Here is a 14,256-nt window from a genome sequence, read left to right as displayed (position 1 = left end):
GACCAACGACATCTACACCAAGGAGGACCAGCGCATCCTCACCGAGGCCGGGGCCCTGGCACCCGAGCGTATCGTCGGCGTCGAGACCGGTGGCTGTCCGCACACCGCCATCCGCGAGGACGCCTCGATGAACCTGGCCGCCGTCGAGGCACTGGCGCGCAGGTTCGGCAACCTCGAAGTGATCTTCGTCGAGAGTGGCGGCGACAACCTCAGCGCCACCTTCAGCCCGGAGCTGGCCGACCTTACCATCTACGTGATCGATGTGGCCGAGGGCGAGAAGATCCCGCGCAAGGGCGGGCCGGGCATCACCAAGTCAGATTTCCTGGTGATCAACAAGACCGACCTGGCGCCCTATGTTGGTGCTTCTCTGGAGGTGATGGAGCGTGATACCCGGCGCATGCGCCCGGAGCGGCCATGGACGTTCAGCAACCTGAAGAAGGGCGAGGGCTTGCAAGCGGTAATCGATTTCATCGTCGAGCGGGGGATGCTGGGAGAAAGAGGCTGTAGGAGTTATGGAGCGTGAGTGACTTACTCGACTGATTGCCTACTGTTCTGAAGAGGGTTTCGGGCGGCGGAGTGGGCTTTTCCTAAAGCTGAATGGCCCGGCTGACAGATAAAGTCTGTCGGGCTGCAGGGGAAAGAATTCGCCAGCGGTAAATGAAACCAGGACTCACTGAAAGGACACTGTATGAACAAGGCCGTATTGGCAGCGTTTTTGGCATCTGCAGGCTTGATCCAGGCTGCGCATGGTGATGAGCAGGCAAGCGCTGTCGTTGCCAAAGCGCATTCGCCGTTCAGTCGCGACGACGCTGCCGAGCAGAGGCTGCAGCTTGCCGCTGCATACCTTGGCGATACGGGGTGTGGGGCATGCCCACAAGGAACGGCGCGGACACCGGCCGGGAACTGTCAGCCGCCTTTCGATTTCGATTGATCGCAAGTTCTGAGTCTACCGAGCCAGCGCCTGGTTCGGCTTGTAGAACAGGAAGTGTGTGGTCTCGGCGGTCTTGCGGTAGGCCTTGGCCCACTCCGGGTTCACATTGCGGTCATGGAAATAAAGCGCGCCGCCGGTCGGGTCCTGCAACTGCTGGTTGAGGGCCTTGCGAGCGATTTCCTTGGCTACCGCGTAACGTTGCGCTTCTTCCACCTGGTCGGGGCGCCCGTCGCACCACCAGGAAAACTGGCAGCTCTTGCTCTCGACGCCCTGCTTGACCACCCCACAGATGCTGTCGGGAAAGCCCTCGTGGCCCAGGCGGTTGAGCACCACGCTGGCCACCGCGCTCATGTCCTTGGTGTCGGCGCCCTTGGCCTCCCAGTAGATGGTGCGCGCCAGGCAGGTGATGCTGTCGTCCATCGGCGCCTGGCCGGCTGGGTCGACGGCCTGGACTTCACCGGGGGTAAGGGTTTCCTGCTTTTTCGGCGGTGGCGCATCCTCGACCACCTTTTCTTCCAGCGCCTGTGCCTTGTCTTCGGCGACCGCGGCCTTCTGGCTGTCGGCGGCAGGGAGGGGGCCTGTAAGCAGGGTCAGGGACAGGCCGAACAGCATCCACGATAGGCGCATGATCGAGTTTCCGCAGGGTGGGCTGTCCACAGTCTAGCCGTATCGCATCAACTCAACGTCAAAGTCAGCATCAGCGGCAGGGTTGCGGCGGCGACGACGGTCTGCAGGGCGATGATGGTGGCCATCAGCGGCGCGTTACCGCCCATTTGCCGCGCCATCACGTAGGACGACGAGGCGGTGGGCAGCGCCTGGAACAGCACGGCTACCACCGCGGCCTGGCCGCCCAGCCCGAGCACCCGGCACAGGCACCAGGTGGTCAGCGGCATGACCAGGAATTTGAACAGCGACGCGGCCACCAGCGGTTTGACCTGCTGGCCCAGGCGCGCCCCGCCCAGCGCCGCGCCGACGCACAACAGGCCCAGTGGCAGCGCCGCCTGGCCCAGGGCCTTGACCGTGGGTTCCAGGCCGGCCGGCAGGCCCAGGCCGGTCAGCCGTAGCAGCAGCCCAGCGGCGCAGCCGATGATCAGCGGATTGGCGAAGATCGCCTTGAGCACGGTGGCGGGTGAACTGTGGCGTGCGCTGAAGCGGGCGAAGACCAGCACGCAGAGCAGGTTGACCAGTGGCACGATGGCGGCGTTGGCCACCGCCGCCAGGGCGATGCCGGCCGTGCCGTAGATTCCGGCGGCCAGGGTTGCGCCAATATAGTTGTTGAAGCGCACGCCACCCTGGAACACCGAAGTGAAGTCGGCGCCGTCATGACTGGCCGCGCCCTGGTAGAGCACCAGCAGCAGGGCGCCGAGCAGCGTCGAGAGCATCAGCACGCCGACCATGCCCAGCACCGGCACGCCGTCGAGGTTGGCGGTGGCCAGGCCGTGGAGGAACAGCGACGGCAGCAGCACGTAGTAGCTCAGGCGCTCGGCACCGGGCCAGAAGGTTTCGGCGAGAAAGCCACGCAGCCGCAGCCAGGTGCCCAGGGCGATGAGCAGGATGATCGGGACAAGGGTGGTGAGCAGCAGAGGGAGCATGGGCGCGGGTCCATGGTCGGGTACCGCCACAGACTAACGGAGTCGAGTAAGCAGAAAAAACGCTGTTTTCTTTAGCGACTGTTGAGGAAAACTGCATGGATCTGGGGCTGCTTCGCAGCCCTTGGGAGTCATGCCTCGAGCGCAGTCTTGAGTACGGCGCTTAAATGCCGGCGCTGACTCTTCTCGTGTTCCAACAGCACCATGCGCCGGGTCAGCTGTGGCTCGCCGAAGGGCAACACGGTGGCGGCCGGCAATCGTTCGAGGTCATCGTCGCTCATGGGAATGACCGCCACACCCAAGCCCATGGCTGCCATCCGCGCCAGGGCCTCCTGGCTGTCCAGTTCCATCTGCTCGTTGACCTGCAGGCGCTGGCGGCGCAGTTCCTGTTCGATCTGCCGACCGGCCCAGGCGCGCTTGTCGAAGCGCAGGAACGGCTGGTTGGCGAGCAGTGTCGGCAGGCTCTGACCGGCCAGGTCAGGGCTGGCGATGGCCCAGAAGCGGTCCTCGAACAGCGGCGTGTACTGCAGGCTCTGCGGGTACGGACTGACGGGCTCGGTAGTGATGGCCGCGTCCAGTTCGCCATCCTCGACCCGGCGGGCGAGCTCCGCCGACATGCCCGAGACCACGCTGACATGCAGCTCGGGATGGTGGGCCTTGATCCAAACCAGCGCTCTGGGCAGGCGCCGGGCAAGCACCGTGTGGATCGCGCCGATGCGCAGGCGCCCGCGCAGGCTCGGGCCACTGGCCAGGGTATCGGCCAGCTCGTCGTAGGCAGCCAGGATGCCTTCTGCGCGCGCTACCGCCAGTTGCCCGGCCTCGGTCAGCACGACTTGCCGGCGGCTGCGGTCGAACAGGGCGACCTGCAGCTCTTCTTCCAGGGTCTTGATGTGCAGGCTCACCGCTGAAGGGGTCAGGCTCAGCAGGTCGGCGGCGCGGGCGAAGGTACCATGGCGGGCGATGGTGACCAGGGTGCGCAGGGCTTTGAGGGACACGTGTGGCAGGCTCCGGATGCTGGCAGGGCTCGGGTACGATACGCGAATGTGGGCCTCAGCGCCCGGGGCGACCATAGGCCTGGCTGATGCGGTCGATGACCATCGCCAGGGCGACGATCGCCAGGCCCGCTTCGACGCCCTGGCCGACGTTCAGGGTCTGGATCCCCGCCAGCACATCCTCGCCCAGCCCGCGGGCGCCGATCATCGAGGCCACCACTACCATCGACAAGGCCATCATCACCGACTGGTTGAGCCCGGCCATGATGCTCGGCAAGGCCAGCGGCAGGGCGATGCGTCGCAAGCGCTGCCAGCGGCTGGCGCCCAGGCCGTGAGCGGCCTGCAGCAGTGACGGGTCGATCTGCGCCAGGCCCAGGTCGGTCAGGCGCACCAGCGGCGGCAGGGCGTAGATGAGGGTGGCGAACACCGCAGGCACCTTGCCCAGGCCGAACAGCATCAGCACTGGAATCAGGTAGACGAAGGCCGGCAACGTCTGCATCACGTCGAGCACCGGCAGGATCAGGCGCCGGGCCAGGGGGCGGGTGGCCAGCAGGATGCCCAGCGGCACGCCAACCAGCACACACAGGCCGGTACTCACCAGCACCAGGGCGAGGGTCTGTAGCAGCTTGTCCCACAGCCCGAGCATGCCGATCAGCGCCAGCAGCAGCGGCAGCACCACTGCCCGTGCCAGGCTGCGGCTGGCGTGCCAGGCCAGCAGCCCGACCAGCAGCAACAGCAGCCACCAAGGCAGCAGCCGGAGCAGGTTTTCCAGGCCCACCAGCAGTTGCAGCAGTTGATCGGAGATGCCGCGCAGGTGATCGCCATAGTGCAGCACCAGCCAGTCGACCAGGCGGTTGACCCAGCCGGCGAAGGAGAATTGCAGGGCTTCGGGGAAGCCGCCGCTCACAGGCCGGCCTCGACCTTGGCGGCGTTTTCGGCGGGCAGCCAGGCCTTCCAAACCGCAGGGTTTGCACGCAGGAAGGCGATCGCCGCGTCGCGGGGTTTCTGTCGGGTTTCGCTCATGTCGGCGAGGGCCTTGTTCAGAGTGTCGATGGGCAGGTCGACTTTCTCGAACACGGCGACCAGTTCCGGGTGGGCGTCACGAAACGCCTTCGACACCCCGATCGAGAGCTTGGCCGGCAGCGAACGGCTGCCTTTGGGGCTGGGGTTGGCGGCATCGGTGAGGGTGGCCCAGGCGGTTGCATCGAACGGGGGTTCTTCGAGGCGTACCAGGTCGTAGCGGCCCATCAGTGGAGTAGGGCTCCAGTAGTAGAACAACACAGGCTTGCCGAGCTTGATCTTGGCGGCGATTTCGGCGTCGAGGGCCGCGCCGGTGCCGCTGCGGAAGTTGTTGTACAGCCCGTCCAGGCCATAGGCCTTGAGCTTCTGGCTGTTGACGGTCTCGGAAGTCCAGCCGCTGGGGCTATTGAGGAAGCGGCCCTTGCCGGGCGCCTCGGGGTCGTCGAATACCTGGGGGTAGCGCTTGAGGTCGTCGACGCTGCGCAGGTCCGGAGCCAAGGGCTTGAGTTTGCGGGCCGGGTCGCCCTTGATGACGTAGGCCGGTACCCACCAGCCTTCCTCCGCGTTCTTCACCGTGTCGCCCAGGGCGAACACCTGGCCGGCCTGCTCGGCCTTGACCCAGGCCGGGCTGCGCCCGGCCCATTCCTCGGCGATCACTTGCAGGTCGTTGCGTGCCAGGGCCACTTCCATGCTCACGGTGCTGCCGGGCAGGGTGTCGGTGGGGTAGCCGTAGCCACGTTCGACGATCAGGCGCAGGATCTCGGTGGTCAGTGCGCCGCTTTCCCAGCCGATGGCGCCGAAGTGGATAGGGGCGGGTTGTTCGGCTGATGCGGCGCTGTCGGTGCTGGCCAGGCCGATGGCCAGCAGCAGGCCGGCCAGCAGGGTGGGGACTTTCTTCATCGGGGCCTCGTCGGTTGCCGGTCCTTGGGTTCCGGCAGAAGTGTAGACGACGAGGTTGCCGGGGCTGCTTCGCAGCCCTTTCGCGACGCAAGGCCGCTCCCACAGGGGAACGCGCCAGCCTGGGAAATCGGGGCTGGTAGCAGCCCCGGCGGGGTGGACTCAAACGCGGAACTGATCCATCAGCCCCTGCTGCTGGTTGGCCAGGCTGTTGAGCGACTGGCTGACCCGCGCCGATTCGTTGGCCTGGCCGCTCAGCGACTCGGTCACGTCACGGATGGTGGCGACGTTGCTGTTAATCTCCTCGGCCACCGCGCTCTGCTCCTCGGCGGCGCTGGCGATCTGCAGGTTCATGTCGGTGATCACGGTCACTGCCTGGCCGATGCGCTGCAGCGCGGTGACGGCCTGGCCGACCTGCTCGACACCGCCCTGGGCCTGGCGGTGGCTGCTGTCCATGGCGCCGACCACTTCCTGTGTGCCAGCCTGCAGGGCCTCGATCACCTGGCGGGTTTCCTCCACCGACTCCTGGGTGCGACGGGCCAGGTTGCGCACTTCATCGGCGACCACGGCGAAGCCACGGCCGGCTTCACCGGCGCGGGCGGCCTCAATGGCGGCGTTGAGCGCCAGCAGGTTGGTCTGCTCGGCGATCGAACGAATTACCTCGAGCACCGAACCGATCTTCTCGCTATTGCGCGCCAGCCCCTCGACCTGGGCCATGGCGCCGCTCATGTCGGCGGCCAGAGTGTCGATGCTGGTGGTGGTGCGGTCGATCACCGCCAGCCCTTCGCGGGTTGCCTGGTCGGCCTCGCGCGCGGCCTGGGCAGCCTGGGCCGCGCTGCGGGCGACGTCCTGGGCGGTGGCGCTCATCTCGTGGGAAGCGGTGGCCACCTGGTCGACCTGGCGGTACTGCTGCTCCATGCCGGCGCTGGTCTCGGCGGCGATTGCCGCCGACTGGTCGGCGGTGCCGCGGGCGGCCTGCACCGAACGTTTCACCTCGGCGATGGTCGGCTGCAGCTTGTCGAGGAAACGGTTGAACCAGCCGGCCAGCTCGCCCAGCTCGTCCTGCTTGTCGTACTGCAGGCGGCGGGTCAGGTCGCCTTCGCCGCTGGCGATGTCCTTGAGCATGGCGGCCACGCCGAGGATCGGTTTGGTCACGCCGCGGGCCATCAGCCAAACCAGCAGCAGGCCGGCGATGGCGGCGGCCAGGCCCAGGCCCAGTTCGAGCAGGGTGCCGCTGGTGTTGAGGGCGTCGAGTTCAACCTTGAGGGCCTCGGCCGGGCCGGTCAGGGCACTTTCCGGCACATCCAGCAGCACGCCCCAGGGCTTGCCGCCGGGGATCGGCTCGAAGGCGGCCAGCACCTTCAGGCGCTGCTGGTCGTGGAGAATCTGCAGCTTGCCGTCGGCGAGTTTTCGAACCAGTTCCGCGCCCTGGGTCCGGTCGACCTGGTCGAAGCGCTGGGCCAGCTTGCCGGCATCGGCGCTGTAGCCGGCCAGCAGGCCCACGGGGCTGAGGATGCCGACCGTGGTCTGGCCTTCGTAGAGACTGCGGCTGGCGGTCTGGCTCAGGGCCTGGAGGCTGTTGAGGTTGATGTCGATGGACAGGGTGGCGATGACCTTGTCGCCCGTCTTGAGCGGGAACACGATGCTGGTCATCAGCACGCGCTGGCCGTCGATGTCATAGAAGTACGGCTCGACCACGCATACCGTGCCGGTGCTGCGCGGGCACACCCACCAGGTGTTGGCCGGCTGGCCGCTGGGGCCGATCTCGGTGTTGGCCATGTCGTGCTCGGGCAGGGCCATCGAGGTCAGCTGGCCGACCCGTGGCTGCGACCAGTACAGGGCGAAGCGCCCGGTCTCGTTGCTGCCCAGCTCGCTCTGGCCGGTGAACAGCTTGTCCTTGCCATCCAGCGCGCCCGGCTCGAACACCAGCGACAGGCCGAGCAGGTCGGGGTTGGCCTGCAGCGCGGCACGCACCTGGGCGGTCATGTCCTGGCGCAGGTCGTAGGCGTCGAGGAAGCGTTTCTCCGCCTGTTCGCGCAGGAACAGTACCTGGCGGGCAAAGCCGGCGCCGTACTGGTAGGCGTCCATGAACTGGCGGCGGATGTTCAGGGCCTGGACCTCGCCCTGGGACTCGATTCGCGACTGGGCCGAGTCGGAGAGCATGCGCATGCTGCTGGCTTTCACCAGGTCCGAACTGTGATCCATGCGGTACAGCGAAAGGCCGACGAGCAGGGTGACGATGGCCGCCAGGCACAGGCCCGCCAGCAGGGTGATCTTCCATTGGATGGAGAGTTGTCGCAGCAAAGGCATGGGGAAAATCCCTTGTAATAGGTTTGATGCTGCCGACTGTGTCGGCCTGTTCGGAATTTTCTTTATTCAAACGTTCAATTAAACCCTGCGACTTTCGTCTATTTCCTACGCGATGTTGCGGCGCAGACGCTTTTGACTTCTGCCGGCCTGTGCTTCAGAGTGTGCGCCCTCCATAACAACATCCCCTGGTCCGGCCACTGCCCGTGTGCAGTCTGTCGCCGGAATGCCCGCTTTTTGTCTGTCGTAACGAGGTTCGCACACCATGAATGCAGTGATTGCCGCGGTCGGGCTCATGCTGATCCTGAGCCTGTCCCGCGTGCATGTGGTCATCGCGCTGATCATTGGCGCCCTGGCCGGAGGCCTGGTCGGTGGACTGGGTATCGAGGGCACGCTCAAGGCCTTCAACGGTGGCCTGGGTGGCGGTGCCACGGTGGCCTTGTCCTATGCCTTGCTTGGAGCCTTCGCGGTGGCCATCGCCAAGTCCGGACTGGCCCACGCCCTGGCCGACCGGGCCCTGGCGATGATCGATCGCCAAGGGCATGCCGACGGTGGCAAGGTCAAGTGGCTGCTGGTCGGCCTGATGCTGGTGGTGGCGGTGTCGTCGCAGAACATCCTGCCGATCCACATTGCCTTCATTCCCTTGCTGGTGCCGCCGCTGCTGTATGTGCTGACGCGCCTGCGCATCGACCGCCGGCTGATCGCCTGCGTGATCACCTTCGGCCTGATCACCCCGTACATGTTCCTGCCGGTGGGCTTCGGCAACATCTTCCTCAACGAGATCCTGCTGGCCAATGTCAGCCGCGCCGGGGTGGATGTCAGCGGCGTCAACGTGACCCACGCCATGGCCATCCCGGCGGCGGGCATGCTCGCCGGCCTGTTGCTGGCAGTGTGCTTCAGCTACCGCAAGAAACGTGACTACGACCTAGAACGCATCGAGCAGGTCGAGCAAGTCAGTGTGCAGTACAACCCAGTGACCCTGCTGGTGGCTGGGGTGGCGATCGGTGCCGCGTTCATCATCCAGCTTTGGCTGGACTCGATGATCATCGGCGCGATGGTCGGCTTCCTGATCTTCTCGTTGTCGGGCATCGTGCGTTGGAAGGACACCGACAGCCTGTTCACCGAAGGCATGAAGATGATGGCGATGATCGGCTTCATCATGATCGCCGCGTCCGGCTTTGCCGAAGTGATGAAGGCCACCGGTGAAGTGAAAAGCCTGGTGGAGGCCTCGGCCCAGTGGATCGATCACAGCAAAGGTGTCGGTGCGCTGCTGATGCTGCTGGTGGGGTTGCTGGTGACCATGGGCATCGGCTCTTCATTCTCCACCGTGCCGATCCTGGCGGCGATCTTCGTGCCGCTGTGCGTGCAACTGGGCTTCGATCCGCTGGCCACGGTGTGCATCGTCGGTACCGCAGGCGCGCTGGGCGATGCCGGCTCGCCGGCGTCGGACTCGACCCTGGGGCCGACTTCGGGGCTGAACGTGGACGGGCAGCACCACCACATCTGGGATACCGTGGTGCCGACGTTCATCCACTACAACCTGCCGTTGCTGGCGTTTGGCTGGTTGGCGGCGATGACGTTGTGATCGGCGACTTGTCCTGATATCACCGGGGGCCGCCCTGCGGCCCCAGATCGGGGTTTCAGCCGCGGGTCGGCGCAGGGACGATGCGGTTGAGGACGGTGCTGCCGTCCTTGCTGCGGGTCAGGTACACCGGCAGCACCTTGGGCAGGGTGTCGACGAGGCGGGCGACCTCGCGGGTACTGTAGACGCCGCTGATGCGGATGCTGGCGGTGCTGTCGTCGGCCAGCATGAGCGGCTTGTCCAGGTAGCGATTGATCACCGGCAGCGCCTGGCCGAGGCTGAGGTTGTCCAGCACCAGCTTGCCGCTGCGCCAGGCCAGGCTGTTGCCGTAGTCGTCGCTCTGGTTCAGCTCGGGTTCGAAGTCACCCTTGTGGTAGCTGGCCTGCATGCCCGGGCCAAGGCGATAGCCGCCGGCGTTGCCGCTGGCGCTGACCAGCACCGAGCCTTCCACCAGCGTCACCTTGACCTGGTCCTCGTACTTCCACACGTTGAACTGGGTCCCGGTGACACGGGTCTGGCCGTTGGCGGCGTGGACGATGAACGGGTGACTGCTGTCGTGGGTAACCTTGAAGAACGCCTCGCCCTTGACCAGGGTGACCTTGCGCTCGTCCTTGTAGTTGAGGAAACGCAGTTCGCTGTGGAGGTTCAGCTCGACGCTGCTGCCGTCGCTCAGACGCACCTGGCGCAGATGGTCGGTGGCTTCGAAGTGCTGGTAGCCGTTGGGCAGCCAGCCCTGCTCCCAGCCGACCCAGCCTGCCAGGGGCAGGGCGAGCAGGGCGATGGCTGCGGCGGAGGCGAACGGCCGCCAGTGGCGCGTCGGCGCCGCTGGCCGGGTGGCTAGCGGGATCACCTGGGCGCTGCGCGGCAGCAGGTCGGCGGTGTCCCAGATTTCCAGCATTGCCTGGTATTCCTCGGCATGCCGCGGGTCGCTCGCCAGCCATTGGCCGAATGCCTCGCGCTCGGCCGCCGTGCAGTCGTCGGCGTGCAGGCGCATGCACCAATGCGCGGCGGCATCGGTGATGGCATCTTCTTCGCTTGGAATGTGGCGGTCCTGGTTCATCGCGGCTCCCGGTTTTGCGGCATTCTACCCCCGGGCGGGTGCTTCCGAGAACGAGTTAATGGCGAATGACTATCAATTGTGTAGTTTTTCGTCGTATCTGCGGTTGTGTTTCATCTACAACAGGGCAGGGGGCTGCGTGGGAAGACAAGGGCGGTAGCACCAAGCCTTGACTTCTTCTCACGCCACACGCTAGTTTCCCACCCCATGAACCTATTCCCGCAGCGTCGTGCCCTCAGCATTATTACCGCCATTATCAGTTTGGCGGGCTAGCGCACACATGCACTGAACCCGCCCTGGAGGCGGGTTTCTTCTCTCTGACTCCTGGGCACTACAAAAAACCAGGAGTCATCGATGACCAGCTTCAGCGCCACCCTGCGTTCCCCGGCAACGCCCCAGCAACTGCTGTCCGAGCAAGTACGCCGGATTCTTTCGGCCCCGGTGTACGACCTGGCCATCGAAACCCCCTTGCAAGCGGCGCCGGCCCTGTCGGCCAGCCTGGGCAACCAGGTCCTGCTCAAGCGTGAAGACCTGCAACCGACGTTCTCCTTCAAGATCCGCGGCGCCTACACCCGGCTGTCGCGCCTGACGTGCGCCCAGCGCGAGCGCGGCGTCATCACCGCGTCGGCCGGCAATCATGCCCAGGGCGTGGCCCTGGCCGGCTCGCACCTGGGCATCAAGACCACCATCGTCATGCCCACCACCACCCCCTCGCTCAAGGTCGAAGGTGTGCGTTCACGGGGTGGCCATGTGGTGCTGCACGGCGAAAGCTTCCCCCACGCCCTGGCCCATGCCCTGCAACTGGCCGATCGCGACGGCGCGACTTTCGTGCCGCCGTTCGACGATCCTGACGTCATCGCCGGGCAGGGCACCGTGGCCATGGAGATCCTTCGCCAGCACCCCGGCCCGCTGCATGCGATCTTCGTCCCGGTCGGCGGCGGCGGCCTGATCGCTGGCATCGCCGCCTACGTCAAGTACCTGCGCCCCGAGGTCAAGGTGATCGGCGTCGAGCCGGAGGACTCCAACTGCCTGCAGGCCGCCATGGCCGCCGGCGAGCGGGTGATCCTGCCGCAGGTCGGCACTTTCGCCGACGGCGTGGCGGTGGCGCAGATCGGCGCGCACTGCTTCGAGCTGTGCCGCCACTTCGTCGACGAGGTGGTGACGGTCAGCAGCGACGAGCTGTGCGCGGCGATCAAGGACATCTATGACGACACCCGCTCGATCACCGAACCCTCCGGCGCCCTGGCCGTGGCCGGCATCAAACGCTACGTGGCCCGCGAGGGCCTGCAGGGCCAGGCCCTGGTGGCCATCGACTCCGGTGCCAACGTCAACTTCGACCGCCTGCGCCATGTGGCCGAGCGCGCCGAGCTGGGCGAGCAGCGCGAGGCGATCATCGCCGTGACCATCCCCGAGCGCCCCGGCAGCTTCCGCGCCTTCTGCCTGGCCCTGGGCAAGCGCCAGATCACCGAGTTCAACTACCGCTACTACCCGGGCAAGGAGGCGCGCTTGTTCGTCGGTGTGCAGACCCACCCCCTGCACGACCCACGGGAGCAACTGCTAACCAGCCTGCACGAGCAGGGCTACCAGGTGCTCGACCTTACCGACAACGAACTGGCCAAGCTGCACGTGCGCCACACCGTCGGCGGCCACGCGGCGCCGGGCGGCGGCGAGCGGGTACTGCGCTTTGAGTTCCCCGAGCGTCCTGGGGCGCTGCTGGGTTTTCTCGAACGCCTGGGCAAGCGCTGGAACATCAGCCTGTTCCACTACCGCAACCACGGCGCGGCGCAGGCACGGGTGTTCGCTGGGTTGGAGGTGCCGGACGACGAGCTGGCCGGGCTGCCGCGGGCGCTGGACGAGATGGGCTATCAGTACTGGGACGAGACGGAGAACCCGGCGTATCGGCTGTTCATGGGGTAGGTTTGCCCTGGATCAACGCGCCCACGCCCAATTCGGCGGATGCTCAAAGCCCACCGTCAGCTTGAGAGGACCCCGGCCATGAGCAGCACGTTCTTCATTCCCGCCGTGAACATCATGGGCATCGACTGCCTGGAGGAGGCGATGACCGCGATCGCGGGCTACGGCCTGCGCAAGGCGTTGATCGTCACCGATGCCGGGCTGGCCAAGGCCGGCGTCGCCGAGCGCATCGCCGGGATGCTGGCCATGCGCGACATCGATTCGCGGGTGTTCGACGGCGCCAAGCCCAACCCGAGCATCGCCAACGTCGAGGCGGGTCTGGCGATGCTGCGTCGCGAGGGCTGCGACTGCGTGGTCTCGCTGGGGGGCGGGTCGCCCCATGACTGCGCCAAGGGCATCGCCCTGTGCGCCACCAACGGTGGGCATATCAGCGATTACGAAGGTGTGGATCGCTCGGCCAAGCCGCAGCTGCCGCTGATCGCGATCAATACCACGGCGGGCACCGCCAGCGAGATGACCCGTTTCTGTATCATCACCGACGAGGCGCGCCACGTGAAAATGGCCATCGTCGATCGCAACGTCACGCCGATCCTGTCGGTCAACGACCCGGCGCTGATGGTCGGCATGCCCAAGGGCCTCACCGCCGCCACCGGCATGGACGCGCTGACCCACGCCATCGAGGCCTATGTCTCCACCGCCGCCACGCCGATCACCGACGCCTGCGCGCTCAAGGCCGTGAGCCTGATCAGCGACAACCTGCGCCAGGCGGTTGCCGACGGCGGCGACCTGGTGGCGCGGGAGAACATGGCTTATGCCCAGTTCCTGGCAGGCATGGCCTTCAACAACGCCTCGCTGGGCTACGTGCACGCCATGGCGCACCAGCTGGGTGGCTTCTATGACCTGCCCCATGGCGTGTGCAACGCGGTGCTGCTGCCCCATGTGCAACGCTTCAACGCCAAGGTCAGCGCCGCGCGCCTGCGTGACGTGGCCAAGGCCATGGGGGTGAAGGTCTGCGGGCTGGACGCGGAGCAGGGCGCCGGGGCGGCGATCTCGGCCATCGAGCACCTGGCGGCGGCCATCGGCATACCGGCCGGGCTGGCGGAGCTGGGGGCCAAGGTCGAGGATGTGCCGGTGCTGGCGGCCAATGCGTTGAAGGATGCCTGCGGGCTGACCAATCCGCGGGTGGCCAGCCAGGTGGAGATCGAGGCGATCTTCAAGGCCGCGTTCTAGTCCGGTCGCGTCATCGTGGGGCAAGCCCGTTTCCACGAGGGTCGCGAAAAACGACCCTGATGGGGCTTGCTCAGCGTTCGCGCATGAAGAACCCGGCCACGTACTTGCGGAAGGTCTCCAGGCTCTTGAAGTCGGCGTAGCGCTTGAAGTTCTCGGCATCCGGCTCCGGCCCGATCGGTTGCTCCAGCAACGACACCGACAGCACCCGGTCCTGGTCAGAGGTCAGCACAAGCTCGTCCATCACCTGACCGCCGATCACCGGGCGGCGCATCAGTACCTTCACCCCTTTGCTCGCCATCCAGTCGATCAGCGACACCAGCGCCTTGAGCGGCTCGCGCTCTTCGTCGCGGTACACCGGGAACAGGTGCGCGCGCGAAAGCACCGGCACGCTGGCCACATGGATCAGCTCGTAGAAATGGCTGCCGGCGGTGGCCGGCGAGTACAGCGCCAGGGCCAGCAAGGGGCCTGAGGCGCGGTTACCGCCCCAGTAATGGTGATGACCTTGGAAGTCGAAGCCGTCCTCGCTGCGGTTGTTGAACAGCTTGCGGCCCTTGATCTGGTCGACGCAGTCGAGCAGCAGGCCATGGCGGCGATGGTTGCCGAACACCGTGGCCTCGCGCAGGCGCGCCTTGAGCATCATCATGTGCTTCATGTCCAGACGTGTTTCCAGGTAGTTGCTGGCCGGCACCCGCTCCAGCAGCGGATAGCGGCTGGCGACGCCGCGCAGCTCGGCGAAC

12 protein-coding genes and 2 pseudogenes are annotated in these 14,256 nt (G+C 66.2%); 5 read left to right on the top strand and 9 right to left on the bottom strand.

The genetic code is table 11. The features are described from left to right. Both ureG and CC207_RS26730 read left to right on the top strand, forming a co-directional pair. Positions 1–523, top strand: a 523-nt coding sequence (gene ureG / locus CC207_RS10825; RefSeq protein ID WP_088852151.1) for an urease accessory protein UreG, incomplete at its 5' end; no start/stop codon positions are given. Positions 524–688: 165 nt separating this feature from the next. Continuing rightward, complete coding sequence (locus tag CC207_RS26730) at positions 689–931, top strand: hypothetical protein (protein ID WP_143496108.1); 243 nt, start codon at positions 689–691, stop codon at positions 929–931. Between the two features lie 15 nt (positions 932–946). On the opposite strand, the gene CC207_RS10820 is transcribed toward CC207_RS26730, so the two are convergent. The 7 genes and pseudogenes from CC207_RS10820 to CC207_RS28295 all read right to left on the bottom strand — a co-directional run. Further along, positions 947–1,558 (bottom strand): cell wall hydrolase, encoded by a 612-nt coding sequence (locus CC207_RS10820; RefSeq protein ID WP_028689449.1) that lies wholly within the window; start codon positions 1,556–1,558, stop codon positions 947–949. A 47-nt stretch (positions 1,559–1,605) separates the two neighbouring features. After that, positions 1,606–2,523: an AEC family transporter gene (locus tag CC207_RS10815; protein WP_028689450.1), complete on the bottom strand. Its 918-nt coding sequence runs from the start codon at positions 2,521–2,523 to the stop codon at positions 1,606–1,608. Between the two features lie 128 nt (positions 2,524–2,651). Then, complete coding sequence (locus CC207_RS10810; RefSeq protein ID WP_088852150.1) at positions 2,652–3,515, bottom strand: LysR family transcriptional regulator; 864 nt, start codon at positions 3,513–3,515, stop codon at positions 2,652–2,654. Between the two features lie 55 nt (positions 3,516–3,570). After that, positions 3,571–4,419: a proline/glycine betaine ABC transporter permease gene (locus CC207_RS10805; protein ID WP_028689452.1), complete on the bottom strand. Its 849-nt coding sequence runs from the start codon at positions 4,417–4,419 to the stop codon at positions 3,571–3,573. Then, positions 4,416–5,432, bottom strand: a complete 1,017-nt coding sequence (locus CC207_RS10800; RefSeq protein WP_028689453.1) for an ABC transporter substrate-binding protein — start codon at positions 5,430–5,432, stop codon at positions 4,416–4,418. Before CC207_RS10800 ends, CC207_RS10805 begins: the two co-directional genes overlap by 4 nt. Positions 5,433–5,591: 159 nt before the next feature. Next, positions 5,592–6,347, bottom strand: a complete 756-nt coding sequence (locus CC207_RS28300; RefSeq protein ID WP_371041468.1) for a methyl-accepting chemotaxis protein — start codon at positions 6,345–6,347, stop codon at positions 5,592–5,594. 102 nt (positions 6,348–6,449) lie between these two features. Further along, a pseudogene (locus CC207_RS28295) lies at positions 6,450–7,415 on the bottom strand (HAMP domain-containing protein); the annotation flags it as partial. 586 nt (positions 7,416–8,001) lie between these two features. Between CC207_RS28295 and CC207_RS10790 the strand changes: the two are divergent. Continuing rightward, entirely contained in the window at positions 8,002–9,321 is a 1,320-nt protein-coding gene (locus tag CC207_RS10790; protein ID WP_028689455.1) for a Na+/H+ antiporter family protein, read from the top strand. A gap of 55 nt (positions 9,322–9,376) precedes the next feature. Here the strand turns inward: CC207_RS10790 and CC207_RS10785 are convergent, their stop codons facing one another. Beyond that, positions 9,377–10,378, bottom strand: a complete 1,002-nt coding sequence (locus CC207_RS10785) for a FecR family protein (RefSeq protein WP_028689456.1) — start codon at positions 10,376–10,378, stop codon at positions 9,377–9,379. Between the two features lie 351 nt (positions 10,379–10,729). Here CC207_RS10785 and ilvA point away from each other — a divergent pair, with 351 nt between their 5' ends. Further along, on the top strand, positions 10,730–12,292 hold the full coding sequence (gene ilvA, locus CC207_RS10780) for a threonine ammonia-lyase, biosynthetic (protein ID WP_088852073.1): 1,563 nt from the start codon (positions 10,730–10,732) through the stop codon (positions 12,290–12,292). A 78-nt stretch (positions 12,293–12,370) separates the two neighbouring features. Next, the gene (gene yiaY / locus CC207_RS10775) at positions 12,371–13,519 is read left to right on the top strand and encodes an L-threonine dehydrogenase (RefSeq protein WP_088852072.1); all 1,149 of its coding nucleotides are present in this window, start codon (positions 12,371–12,373) and stop codon (positions 13,517–13,519) included. Between the two features lie 70 nt (positions 13,520–13,589). Here yiaY and CC207_RS27530 read toward each other — a convergent pair. Next, a pseudogene (locus CC207_RS27530) lies at positions 13,590–14,256 on the bottom strand (hypothetical protein); the annotation flags it as partial.

The organism is Pseudomonas sp. DrBHI1 (assembly GCF_002205115.1).
Lineage (GTDB): Bacteria > Pseudomonadota > Gammaproteobacteria > Pseudomonadales > Pseudomonadaceae > Aquipseudomonas > Aquipseudomonas mosselii.
This window is presented reverse-complemented; position numbering and strand designations above follow the sequence as displayed.

Excerpts from the sequence above, each read along its gene's own strand:
- CC207_RS26730 (WP_143496108.1), top strand. The coding sequence starts at position 689 with ATGAACAAGGCCGTATTGGCAGCGTTTTTGGCATCTGCAGGCTTGATC.
- CC207_RS10820 (WP_028689449.1), bottom strand. The coding sequence starts at position 1,558 with ATGCGCCTATCGTGGATGCTGTTCGGCCTGTCCCTGACCCTGCTTACA.
- CC207_RS10815 (WP_028689450.1), bottom strand. The coding sequence starts at position 2,523 with ATGCTCCCTCTGCTGCTCACCACCCTTGTCCCGATCATCCTGCTCATC.
- CC207_RS10800 (WP_028689453.1), bottom strand. The coding sequence starts at position 5,432 with ATGAAGAAAGTCCCCACCCTGCTGGCCGGCCTGCTGCTGGCCATCGGC.
- CC207_RS28300 (WP_371041468.1), bottom strand. The coding sequence starts at position 6,347 with ATGGAGCAGCAGTACCGCCAGGTCGACCAGGTGGCCACCGCTTCCCAC.
- CC207_RS10790 (WP_028689455.1), top strand. The coding sequence starts at position 8,002 with ATGAATGCAGTGATTGCCGCGGTCGGGCTCATGCTGATCCTGAGCCTG.
- CC207_RS10785 (WP_028689456.1), bottom strand. The coding sequence starts at position 10,378 with ATGAACCAGGACCGCCACATTCCAAGCGAAGAAGATGCCATCACCGAT.
- ilvA (WP_088852073.1), top strand. The coding sequence starts at position 10,730 with ATGACCAGCTTCAGCGCCACCCTGCGTTCCCCGGCAACGCCCCAGCAA.
- yiaY (WP_088852072.1), top strand. The coding sequence starts at position 12,371 with ATGAGCAGCACGTTCTTCATTCCCGCCGTGAACATCATGGGCATCGAC.